This window comes from Paenibacillus sp. FSL H8-0259, assembly GCF_037963255.1.
In the GTDB taxonomy this organism is placed as follows: Bacteria; Bacillota; Bacilli; order Paenibacillales; family Paenibacillaceae; genus Paenibacillus_AQ; species Paenibacillus_AQ phytohabitans.
The window spans coordinates 2,446,127-2,457,094 of record NZ_CP150147.1 but is presented as its reverse complement, the minus strand read 5'-3'; the positions used below and the strand labels follow the sequence as shown (position 1 = coordinate 2,457,094).

The following is a 10,968-nucleotide window of genomic DNA, read 5'->3' as shown; positions in this document are numbered from 1 at the left end:
CCAGCGTTTCTAAGCTTCTTGTCCTACAGTTTCATCTTCAATGCCGAGCTCTTCCTTAACCCATTCATAACCTTCTGCTTCCAGACGTTCTGCAAGCTCAGGGCCGCCGGATTTCACAATCCGTCCCTGCATCATGACATGTACATAATCAGGTTTGATGTAGTTAAGCAAACGCTGATAGTGAGTGATAACCAGGAATCCGCGTTCCGGACTGCGCATGGAGTTCACACCATCGGCAACAATTTTGAGTGCATCAATATCAAGGCCGGAGTCGATTTCGTCAAGAATGACGATCTTAGGGTCCAGCATCATCATTTGGAGAATTTCATTACGTTTCTTCTCACCGCCGGAGAAGCCTTCGTTCAGGTAGCGGTGCAGGAATTCAGGATTCATATCCAGTTCCTTCATCTTAGCTTCCATCAGCCGGATGAAACGGATCAGGGAAATCTCACTGCCCTCTTCACGACGGGAATTAATTGCACTGCGCAGGAAGTCGGAATTGGTTACCCCGCTGATCTCGCTCGGATACTGCATAGCCAGGAACAGGCCGGCACGGGCGCGTTCATCAACCGCCATCTCCAGCAGATCTTCACCTTCAAGCACAGCTGTGCCTTCTGTAACCACATACTTCGGATGACCCATCAGGGCTGAGGCCAAAGTACTTTTACCAGTACCGTTCGGTCCCATGATGGCGTGAATTTCTCCGCCTTTCATTTGAAGGTTGATCCCCTTCAGAATTTCTTTTCCTTCAATCGTCGCTTTCAGTCCCTCAATGACAAAATCTGCTGCCATAATTATTATTCCCTCCATTGATCGATTTGCGAAATCAGAAAGTTGTATTGTCACAGGATTTCCCTGATTACAAGCAATTAGATTTTATATCACATTGTAATTATTATAAATTGAATCAGGTTGATTATCAATGATTCTCACTAATTTTATTACAAAGGTCCGATTTTTACAAATACCGACTTATAATTTTATTACTCTGTCGCCTGTATCTACAGCTAATAATAGTGATTATTGCCCGGGACCGCTCCCCCTGCTGTACTGTTCGACAACCACTGGAGCAGACACGGCATTAGAGACTCTCTTGTCTCCCCCCAGTTCAAGCACAGCAACGATCCGTTCCCGGGGGCGAATTCCAAACGAACTGCACTGCTCCGTGTCATAAATCCATTCCGGAATCAGGCGGCGCAGGTTCCATGGCTCGGACTTGGCCAGCAGCTGAAAGTTCTGGATCAGACAGCACACCGCCGCATAATCCTCTTCCTGCCGGTGAAGATCCGATTCCTCCGTGGCCACGACCATAAGGAATGGTGTTGAAGCTTCCTCTCCAGAGGATCGCAGTTTCCGGGCAGCTTGACCACCCGTTACATAGATAAAACGCCAGGGTTCTCTCATTCCGTCATTAGGCGCCCATACGGCCTCGTTGAGCAGTTTCAGGACGCTTTGCGCAGGAACAGTGTTGAGATCCGGATGTAATCTGTCGTCCTCACCTATTATACTCCAACTCTCCTCTGCAGGCGTTCTTTTCCGGGCCCTCGGCGTCTTCTCAAAGTATCCGATTTCCAGCATCCCGGCGAACCGTTCTCCTTCTTTCAAGCCCATTTTCTCAAAAAATGACCCGCTGCAAAACATGGAATCCGTGTACCACAGCATTCCTAGCCCTTGTTCCCAGCCCAGCAGTTGAACATTCTGCATAATGCTGCAGACGGCGGCGTAATTTTCGTCGCACTGCCGCTGCGTTTCGGCGGATTCAGCGATGAAAATGATGTGGGCGGGAGTAGCAGTGATTTGTTTTTTTAGAAATCCGGTCATCCTGGCAGGAAGGAGTTTTCCCAGATGACTATCCTTCACCTTGGCAATCATGCTCTCAGCCAGCTCTTCACGTGACTCCGGTGTGCCGAAATAAAGACAGCGCCAATGCGGCGTCCCCTCAGCTTCGTACAGGCTTGCCGCCTCATTCAGCAAAGCAACGATCACTTCTTGTTCGACCGGCCTTGCGCTGAATTTCCGGATCGTCCGCCGTTCTCTTATCGCTTGAGACACATTCTCCATCCTTATCCTCCCCGGAAAATTGTTAACATTCAACAATTTTAAATTGTTTACCAGTAAACTATATTTCGCAATATTAGAGCTGTCAATCTAATTATTAGAAAATAGACTGAGCTTTAATAGCTAAACAGTGAAATCGCACGTTAGTTTACAAGTGAATAATTTCGGGGTAGGATAAAGATAATTTTGCATAACAGGGAGATGCCCAGCCTTATGAACTCATCCGAAGGACTTAAGCGGCTGCTGTATGGCCGATTACTCCACTTAACGCATCTAAACGAACAGCTTTTTGCATCCGAGCTCGATGCTTTCGCTGATCTTACCCGCCAGTACGGGCTGACTTTCACTTCAAACTCTTTGACGAGCATTCATGTCATTGATTGCATCGGCAACCACGAGCCCATAAACAGCACCTCGATTGCGGAAAAAATGAAATTGTCCAAGGCAAGCATTACAAAAATCAGCGGCAAGCTTCTACAGGAAGGCTGTATTAAGCGCAGCCGGATGAATGACAACAAGAAAGAAGTCTATTTCAGCCTTACGCCCAAAGGCAGGCAGCTCTTCGTCGTTCATGCCGAGATGCATGAAAGCCTTGAGCAGAGCTTTATTCAGGGTTTGAACACCTTCTCGGAGGCGGAACTGCAGGCTTCACTGAAATTTATCCAAACGGTGATTAGTCATAGTGACACAATGATTAATAATGACGAGAGCTCCTAGTCAGTATAAGGCTTACTTAAGATTTGAACTTGAAGCTTAACCGTCACTGCGGTGAACATTTGGAGCTCCTTAAACAGCATCTGATCTAAACTAATAATAACTAATTTTGTAAATCGCTTGCTGATGGTTTGCTTGCAGTGACCCTATTCCGGTATATGCGTATGCTTAGTTGTACTTTGTACAACTAAAACGTCTGATTTCCAGCCAATTATCCGTTTAGTTGTATTTCGTACAATTAAACTGCCTTTGGACCTTGGTTCTCACCCATTCGGGCAGATTTAGTTGTACAGAATACAGTTATAAGATGCGGGCAGCCCTTTTCGCTGTTTTTAAATGCACAATATACAACTATTACTGAATTTCCACTTGGAACTGAATTGAATACATTCATTGCAGCAATATTAAATGAACTCTCTTCTTTAGTTCGTAGCATAAACAAAGCCTCCCGCATGGTATTATCCCAGGGGAGGCTTTGTTTATACTTTTGTCTCAAACTTACACAGCAAGGATTAACCAGCTATCACTCAGCCCAGGAAAGAGCGCAGCATCCATTGGTTCTTCTCAAGATCAGTGCGGATCTTGATGAACAGGTCGGCAGTCGGCTGATCGCTGACTTCTTCCGCCAGTTCGATGCCTTCAGTCAATTCTTCCGCTACTGTAGCGAAATCTTCGATGAGTGCCTGTACCATTCCCCGTGCATCTTCCTTGCCGGTTGCTTCCTGAATAGTGGCAATTTCCAAATATTCTTTCATCGTCGCTGCAGGACTGCCTTTGATACTCAGAAGGCGCTCGGCAACCTCGTCCATTTTGAGCGTGATATCATCGTACAGTTCTTCAAACTTCACATGCAGGGCAAAGAACTGCTCACCTTTCACATACCAGTGATAGTTATGCACTTTCACATATAGAACGTTGAGGTTAGCTACCTGACGGTTAAGTACTTGTTCCAATGAAGCGGTATTTACTTTGTTTGATGCTTTAGCCATGAGTTGATCCCTTCCTTATCCATATATTTTGCCGGCTGCTTGTCCATCATCCGGCTATGCAGTAGTCTATTCTCCATTTACCCTTCTGCCCGCAGGGCGAAACAAAGGAGGACACGGGACAAGCAGCTTTTTCCCCGCCGCGTCCTGCCGCTTCCGGTCCTAACCCGTAGGATGAGCCAAGAGTCCTTGCCTTATGCTCCGGGACATGTGAAACAACAGGAATTATTATTATTCTTATCCTCAGACAAAAGGAGGGCCGCCGGCCCCCCTGCTGAACACTAATCCAGTCTGCTGTCCTACACCATCAGAAGCAGGGCTTCCGCCCCAGTCATTCCCGGAACGATGCCAAGCTTCTCCGCCTCTATTGTAACGGATTCCAGCGGGGCAGCCAGCAGCTGCGGCAATGTGCGCACCCCTACTGCCCGTGCAGCAATAATCTGCCGGTCACTCAGCGTATTATTGAGCAGTCCTATATCCAGCGCCCCGCACATGATATATCCCCGGCTTGTGCTGATGCTGAGCAGCGTAGTTTTGGGCAGCTTCACTTCAACCCCGACCAGGACATAATCGCCCACCTGTACAGGCTCCAATGTTACCATTTGCAGCACCTCCTATTATCACGTTCCACGATCTAAGTTATGCGTCCTGCTACAACGGCGTGTGGACGATGGTCCTAGTTCCTTTATAAATTAGAGGGGTCATAAGTCCTTAATTCTCTGCCGGAGGGTATATAAATTTTGCTTGTTTAATGGTATAGTTTATATACTTTATAAATACTTAATGAATCGTGTTAAACGATAAAGCTGGGGGATTAATGGACAAGAAACTACAACACACCGACGGCAACTATCTCTTCAATGTTGACATCCTGATTAATGCCCGTACTAACCCGCTTGCACTGCAATACTTACTTGAAATGTTGAACAACAGCGATAAAATCACAGATTTCAACATTAACTCCGGTCTGGAGCTTGGAAGAACTATAGACACTCTGCTGCGCTCGGCAAAGCTGGCTCTAAAAAACGAATCTTACACTCCAACGCCGGTTTCAGTGAAATTGCCAGAGAAGCCTGCGGACAAGCCAGCCGAAAGACCTCCCGTCAAGAAACCGCCTGTTGTGACACCGGCGGAAACGCCGGCAGACGTGTTCGGCAAGATCAGGCAATATATTCAGAATAACCAGCTGGTCCGGCTGAGAGCGAACCGGCACGGGAAGCAGGTATCAATGCCCTGCCGTATTCTGAACTTTGATGAAGGCGCTAACTCGCTAAGCGTGTACCATGTTGACGAGAAGCAGGTGTACACTTTCAATCTCAATGAAATCGACGAATTCCTGTAAGCAACCCAAACAAGCACCCGCCCGGGATTCCGGGAACGGGTGCTTGTTTGTTAGTCCTTACGCGAGAAAGCCTCCACGGCAAAGCATATCCAGCCGGCAAGAAAGCATACGCCGCCGATGGGTGTAATGGCTCCAAGAATTTTGATCCCGGAGGTGCTGAGGATATACAGGCTGCCGGAGAACAGAATAATTCCCGCCCCAATCAGCCGGCCTGCCCAGGCAAGCCGGGCACTCTCTCCCCACTGGCCTGCTGTCAGGCCGATAAGAATCAGAGCCAGTGCGTGAACCATATGATACTGGACACCGGTCTCGTACACTTTCAGGTACTCTTCACTGATCACAGCCTTCAGCATATGTGCGCCGAACGCTCCGATTCCCACGGACAGCATAGCCAGCACAGCTCCCCAGGCTACCAATCTTCGTTGCATGGATATACAGCTCCTTTGTCTCTTGAACTCCTCCTATCTTAACGTATCCGCATGGCTGATTTCCAGCAGCAGGATTTACGGATAATTCTGCCGTAATACTTGCTTTTAGAGCCATCTTATGGAAAAGTGGTACTATCAATCTTTTATCCCAAGGAGTGCAGCCCATGGACCATAATCCTCCACCCAAACCGGAAACCGCACCATCCCGGCCCGCAGAATGGGGCTCATCAGAACAGCCAATACCTGCTGATCCAGCATACGTGTATCAGGAGAACAAACGCGACTTCAAGCACTCAGGTCCCGGCATCGCTTCTTTTGTCATCGCTCTGATTACTCTGATCGGTTATGCAATTGCGTTTGTGTATGTCGGTGCACAGGCTTCCTCCATCATGAATGAGAATAATAAGCTGATTGCCGATTCAGCGGAAGCGATTATGTATTTGGGCTTATCCGTGCTCATCCTGGCTGCTGTTAATGTGATTGGAGCTGTCACCGGCATTGTCGGGCTTACACTCCGCAGACGCCGTAAGGTATTCGCAGTCCTCGGGACCATCATTAACGCCGTTATCCTGCTGGTGTTCATGCTGCTGATTTCCATGGTTCTGGTGAATGCAGGCGCTGCCTAGGCAGGCGTAATGAATTACTCAAAAAACACAGCACCTCCCCATTTACTGGAGACGTGCTGTGTTTGTGTTTTTCAGCTTTATTTACAGCTTAGAACCGGGCAGTTATAGCTCAAATTCCTCGCTTGAATCTGAAAGACCGCCATTCTGCACACCATAATTATTGGCTACGGCAAGAACGTACACCTTGTACTTAATCCCGCTCGCAACTGCATTTCCGTTCACATCTCTGGCTGCAGCTGCAACTGTCGGATTCGATCCGTTTGGAGCCACCGCCTTATACTGTGAAGCCGGCACTCCGAGCGCATCCGCTGCACCAAACCCTTGCTTGGAAGGGACTACATATACCCGGTATTCCAGGATATTAGCCTCGTTCGATGATTTGGTGAAGCCGATCAGAAGGTTACCTTTGTCCACACTATAAGTTACATTCGTAACAGAGGTGAGCGGGGTTTTGCCGGCCAGGGTAATTACTGACGATTCTCCGGACAACACGTTCGGGCCCGCATAATTCGCAATTCCGACGGACAACACATACACTTTATAGCTGATTCCATCTTTGATTGTAGTACCGCGCACATCTCTGGCTGAGGCGTCTAAAATTATGCTGGTGCTATTGCCGGATGTACCCGCTGAAGTGTACGTGGAGACATTATTCGCATCAGACAAGCTGAAGCTGCTGTAATAGGAAGTAGGCACCACCAGAATCCGGTACTCTCTGATGTAGGTTTCATCCGAAGCATGAGTAAAGGACACCTTCAGATCACGGCCGTCACCGAAATCGGTAACATCGCTGACAGCTAGGCCGGAAACTGCGCTCACACTTGAGGAATTCAATAACGTAATTACCGATGAACCTGACGAAAGTACACCAGACCCCGCGTAACTTCCGCTTCCAATAGATAATACATACACCCGGTAACTGATCTCATTCTTAAGCAGATTCCCGCGCACATCTCTGGCGGAGGAAGTTAATACCTGGCTGGTCGTGGAGCCCGATGTACCTACTGAGGAATAATTTGCACTTGATACATTATTCGCGTCAGACAAGCTGAAGCTGCTGTAATAGGATGTAGGCACCACCAGAATCCGGTACTGGCTGACATAAGTCTCATCTGAGGCATGGGTGAATGACACCCTCAGATCGCGGCCATCCCCATTATCGTTAACGTCAGTCACACTCAGGTTAGTCACAGCACTCATGCTGAAATCATTCCATAGCGTAATTTCGGCAGAGGCAGGAGAAAGAATATTGGACCCTGCATTCCCCCCGCTTCTGACAGATAAAATATACACTTTATAATTGATTCCGTTCTTCAGCAGCGTCCCGCGCACATCTCTGGTGGACGAGGTCAGCACTAGACTGGTAGAAGAACCGGAAGTGCTCACAGCAGTATAGTTGGCTCCCGATACATTATTCGCCTCAGACAGGCTGTAGCTGCTGTAGTATGATGTAGGCACCACCAGAATCCGGTACTGGCTGATATACGTTTCATCAGCGGCATGGGTAAAGGACACCTTGAGGTCACGGCCGTCATTATAGTCGTTAACGTCAGTGACATACAGGCTCGAGATCCCGATGCTGGATAGGGTAACCGGAGACGAAGCAGCGGATAACACATTATTGGCGGTATTGCTGCTGTCAACAGCCATGGCGAATACCCGGTAGCTTACCCCTGTCTGAATCAGTGCTCCGTCTGTATCCCTGGCTCCTGAGGAAAGAATCTGGGTAAGATTAGCACCTGTCTTGGTGACTTGTGTGTAATAGGCACTGACGACAGAATTGGCTTTGGCCAGATTAAAGGCTGAATAGTTCGCCGCTTTAACCACAAATATCCGGTAAGAGCTTATCTTGGTCTCATCTGCCAGCTTGTTGAAGCTGACGGACAGATCGCGCCCGTCACCGTAATCGCCATTATCGGTCACTTGTACATTGCTTATTACCGGTGCAATATTATTGGTCAGAGTAATGGTGGAAGAACTGCCGGATAGCGCGCTGAGGTTACTTCCTTTGCCTACCGTAAGGACATAAGCTTTATACCCTTGACTGCTTTTAATTACTTCTCCATCTGCCGTTCTCGAAGCAGCTGTCAGTTTAACCACAGGATTGGCGCCTGTTACCATAACTGAGGAGTAATTAGATGCGGGTATAGCCAGTGCTGACGACAGATCAAGCGAATTTCCCGCTTTGACGATCAGAACGCGGTAATGGTCCACCAGGGACTCATCGGCCACCCGGTTGAAGCTGATCTGCAGGTCGCGTCCGTCACCGAAATCACTGATATCCTGCGTGGTTACGCCGGATACCGGAGCAGTATTAACACCGGCCGGTACCGGAGTGGTTACCGTCACAACCTTGGTGGTCTGATTCCAGCCCACTTCCCGGCCCAGCGCTTCACTTACGAACCGCGTCGGAACCATAGTTCTGCCCTTCAAATTCTGACCGGGCACATCCAGGCTTACAGACCGATTATTAATCGTAGCTGTCTTGGAGCCGATCTTCAATATAACCGTTGTATCCTCCTGCACCGCCGTTACAGTCTGCGTCTTCTGATCCCACTTGATAGCGGCATTGAAGGCTTCGAAGATTGCTCGCAGCGGCACCATCGTCCGTCCGTTCACCATTACCGGAGGCTGATCCGTAGACAACTGGACTCCGTCAATAATGATGCGGATCGGTGTGACTGCGGCCTTGGCCGGGGCTTGAAATAGTAACGGAACTATCAGCAACCCCACTACAATAGAAATCCATAACTTCTTCACAAACTCATCCTCCCAGATAGGAAAAAAATCTCATCTATTTCTATCTCTTTGACGTAAAATCACGGGTAAAAGTTTCTCGCAAACCGGTTACAATAAAATAATCTTTTGGAGGTTGAATCATGCCGCAGGCAAGTGAAAACGGTGGCGCCCCTTTAATAAGGACACTACCGTTTCCATGGTAAAGATTAGGATAATGGTTGGCGCGAAGCCTATGCATTCTTATCTTGTAAGCTGGCGTTGCCGCTTCGCTGCTCCGTGCTTCACTGATTAACCAGTGAATCCAGTGAAGCATACACATGCGGCCCGAAGCCTTCCGAAGCTTCCCGCTGCGGAATGTTCAGCCTGATGAGATAGCCTTGGCCATCAACTTCCTTCACGGCAACCTGGCGGGTCAGGCCAGAGCCCATTGCGGTAAGATACAAGCGGATGCCGGACATCCGCCGGTCCCGCTCTTCCCGGGTAAGCGCCGTAACCTTGCCTGTAGCCGCAAGTTCAGCCTTCCCCTCCTGCTCTATGGCATCCAGATCGAAATCGGCAGGAAGCTTGATAATTTCGGCGTAATACCCCGGGTCTACCTTCATCGCCAGCTTGCCGCTGGCCGCGTCAAAGCTGAAGATATCGAATACATACAGGGAGTACCCTTCTCCTTCGGCAAGTGCCGCCGTCTTCTCTTCCTCCATCCCTTCCAGTGTCAGCCTGAAGGTCTGCGTATCCGGGAGCGCACTGGCCGCCGGTGCGGCCCCTCCGCCCTCTGCCTTGGACAGGCTGGACAACACACGCTGGACCGCGGTCCCATCGCTTCCGACCACTTTTTCCACATACGCAAAAACAACGGCATCATCCATTTCGAGCAGCTCCGGCGCATCCTCCGTGCCGGCACCCAGCTCAAAGGCTGTGGGTCCTTCTTCAGTCTCAATCTCTACGGAATGATTATCAATCTGTCCGATATATACGCCGGATCCCTGAATAACCTGTGCCTCTGCAGCTCCGGTAGGACTTGGCGGGAGAGCAGGGCTGGGGCTCGGCGCAGCTGCGCTATCTAAAGGTGCAGATGACGGGCCTGCTGAGGGTAGCCCCGGCGCTTCAGCCGGATGATTCCCGCCGCAGGCGGTTAAGGCCAGCATTAGTACAGCGACTGCTGCGATAGCAGGCAGCGAACGTTGTGATCTCATAGCCTTACCTCCTCCATATCTCGCGGTAAGCCCTGAGTGTGCTGCTTACCTTATTAACGATTACCCCAAAGGCCGGGGGGCATAAACTTGCCGGACGGGGCTGGGCATCCGCCGTACGCACAGAACCGCAGATTTAATACAATGATGGAGAGCCTTATTCAGCACCTTGAAGGAGTGATTTCCCCTGAGAATCGATATCGGCTGCGGTCCCGGCAAAGAATCCGGTTATCTGGGAATCGACCGCAAGTTATACCCCGGTGTGGATATTGTCTGCGATATTTGCGAGGGCATTCCCCTGCCTGATAATACCGCCGAATTCGTGATGGCCAGCCGGGTAATGCCCTATGTAAACGACTTGTTTGCAGCATTGTCCGAGATTCACAGAATCAGCACGCATAAAGCGGTCATCTGCATTCTCTCACCCTATGCCCATAGTTTTCCGCATATCTCCAACCCTATGTTCAAACAGAAGTTTGACGAATATACACCCCGTTATCTGACCGGCAGCTTTTTTCAGCCTTCTCTCAGCCCAATCTCCCCGGAGATTCCGGACTATCCGGCTCCTGCGCCGCCGTTTGATTTCAGACTGCTGCGGATGGAGCTTTTCTATCAGTATCCTTTTGACGACTCGCTCTATGAGACGGAGGAGCTGGAGGTGCTCAAGACGCTGCAGTCCAATGTCGTCCATGAAATCATGTATCATTTTGCCGTAATTAAGCGGGAGATCAGCCGGGAAGAGCTGGAAGCCATGAGCAGAAAAGTCTATCCGGAACCGCGCGCGCTGTTCGAACGCCGGCTCCGGTCGCAGAACAGACATAATTAATGAAAAAGAATCGCAAATGGACATACAATAATGCCTTGCACCGCACATAGGCTAATACC

The 10,968-nt window shown here is 49.4% G+C and carries 12 protein-coding genes; 4 read left to right on the top strand and 8 right to left on the bottom strand.

Features of this window, described 5'->3' with window-relative positions; translation table 11 throughout:
• Window positions 1–9 precede the first annotated feature (9 nt).
• Together sufC and NSU01_RS10355 are read right to left on the bottom strand one after the other, a co-directional pair.
• On the bottom strand, window positions 10–792 hold the full coding sequence (sufC, locus tag NSU01_RS10360; protein WP_042135273.1) for a Fe-S cluster assembly ATPase SufC: 783 nt from the start codon (window positions 790–792) through the stop codon (window positions 10–12).
• 228 nt (window positions 793–1,020) lie between these two features.
• Complete coding sequence (locus NSU01_RS10355; protein ID WP_076242702.1) at window positions 1,021–2,061, bottom strand: nitroreductase family protein; 1,041 nt, start codon at window positions 2,059–2,061, stop codon at window positions 1,021–1,023.
• Between the two features lie 210 nt (window positions 2,062–2,271).
• Here NSU01_RS10355 and NSU01_RS10350 point away from each other — a divergent pair, with 210 nt between their 5' ends.
• Window positions 2,272–2,775 (top strand): MarR family transcriptional regulator, encoded by a 504-nt coding sequence (locus NSU01_RS10350; RefSeq protein ID WP_076242701.1) that lies wholly within the window; start codon window positions 2,272–2,274, stop codon window positions 2,773–2,775.
• 235 nt (window positions 2,776–3,010) lie between these two features.
• Here the strand turns inward: NSU01_RS10350 and NSU01_RS10345 are convergent, their stop codons facing one another.
• The 3 genes from NSU01_RS10345 to NSU01_RS10335 form a co-directional block, all read right to left on the bottom strand.
• Window positions 3,011–3,208 (bottom strand): hypothetical protein, encoded by a 198-nt coding sequence (locus NSU01_RS10345; RefSeq protein WP_144025972.1) that lies wholly within the window; start codon window positions 3,206–3,208, stop codon window positions 3,011–3,013.
• 91 nt (window positions 3,209–3,299) lie between these two features.
• The gene (locus NSU01_RS10340; RefSeq protein WP_039307503.1) at window positions 3,300–3,761 is read right to left on the bottom strand and encodes a Dps family protein; all 462 of its coding nucleotides are present in this window, start codon (window positions 3,759–3,761) and stop codon (window positions 3,300–3,302) included.
• A gap of 296 nt (window positions 3,762–4,057) precedes the next feature.
• Window positions 4,058–4,360: a DUF1805 domain-containing protein gene (locus tag NSU01_RS10335; RefSeq protein ID WP_039307501.1), complete on the bottom strand. Its 303-nt coding sequence runs from the start codon at window positions 4,358–4,360 to the stop codon at window positions 4,058–4,060.
• Between the two features lie 215 nt (window positions 4,361–4,575).
• Between NSU01_RS10335 and NSU01_RS10330 the strand changes: the two genes are divergently transcribed.
• The gene (locus NSU01_RS10330; RefSeq protein ID WP_042135266.1) at window positions 4,576–5,100 is read left to right on the top strand and encodes a hypothetical protein; all 525 of its coding nucleotides are present in this window, start codon (window positions 4,576–4,578) and stop codon (window positions 5,098–5,100) included.
• A gap of 50 nt (window positions 5,101–5,150) precedes the next feature.
• On the opposite strand, the gene NSU01_RS10325 is transcribed toward NSU01_RS10330, so the two are convergent.
• Complete coding sequence (locus NSU01_RS10325; RefSeq protein ID WP_076242700.1) at window positions 5,151–5,528, bottom strand: DUF423 domain-containing protein; 378 nt, start codon at window positions 5,526–5,528, stop codon at window positions 5,151–5,153.
• A 164-nt stretch (window positions 5,529–5,692) separates the two neighbouring features.
• Between NSU01_RS10325 and NSU01_RS10320 the strand changes: the two genes are divergently transcribed.
• Window positions 5,693–6,154 (top strand): hypothetical protein, encoded by a 462-nt coding sequence (locus NSU01_RS10320; RefSeq protein ID WP_076242699.1) that lies wholly within the window; start codon window positions 5,693–5,695, stop codon window positions 6,152–6,154.
• Between the two features lie 102 nt (window positions 6,155–6,256).
• On the opposite strand, the gene NSU01_RS10315 is transcribed toward NSU01_RS10320, so the two are convergent.
• Both NSU01_RS10315 and NSU01_RS10310 read right to left on the bottom strand, forming a co-directional pair.
• Complete coding sequence (locus NSU01_RS10315) at window positions 6,257–8,914, bottom strand: copper amine oxidase N-terminal domain-containing protein (RefSeq protein WP_076242698.1); 2,658 nt, start codon at window positions 8,912–8,914, stop codon at window positions 6,257–6,259.
• Window positions 8,915–9,174: 260 nt separating this feature from the next.
• Window positions 9,175–10,086, bottom strand: coding sequence for a hypothetical protein (locus tag NSU01_RS10310; protein ID WP_076242697.1), 912 nt, complete (start codon window positions 10,084–10,086; stop codon window positions 9,175–9,177).
• A 259-nt stretch (window positions 10,087–10,345) separates the two neighbouring features.
• Here NSU01_RS10310 and NSU01_RS10305 point away from each other — a divergent pair, with 259 nt between their 5' ends.
• The gene (locus NSU01_RS10305; RefSeq protein WP_256703750.1) at window positions 10,346–10,909 is read left to right on the top strand and encodes a class I SAM-dependent methyltransferase; all 564 of its coding nucleotides are present in this window, start codon (window positions 10,346–10,348) and stop codon (window positions 10,907–10,909) included.
• Window positions 10,910–10,968 lie beyond the last annotated feature (59 nt).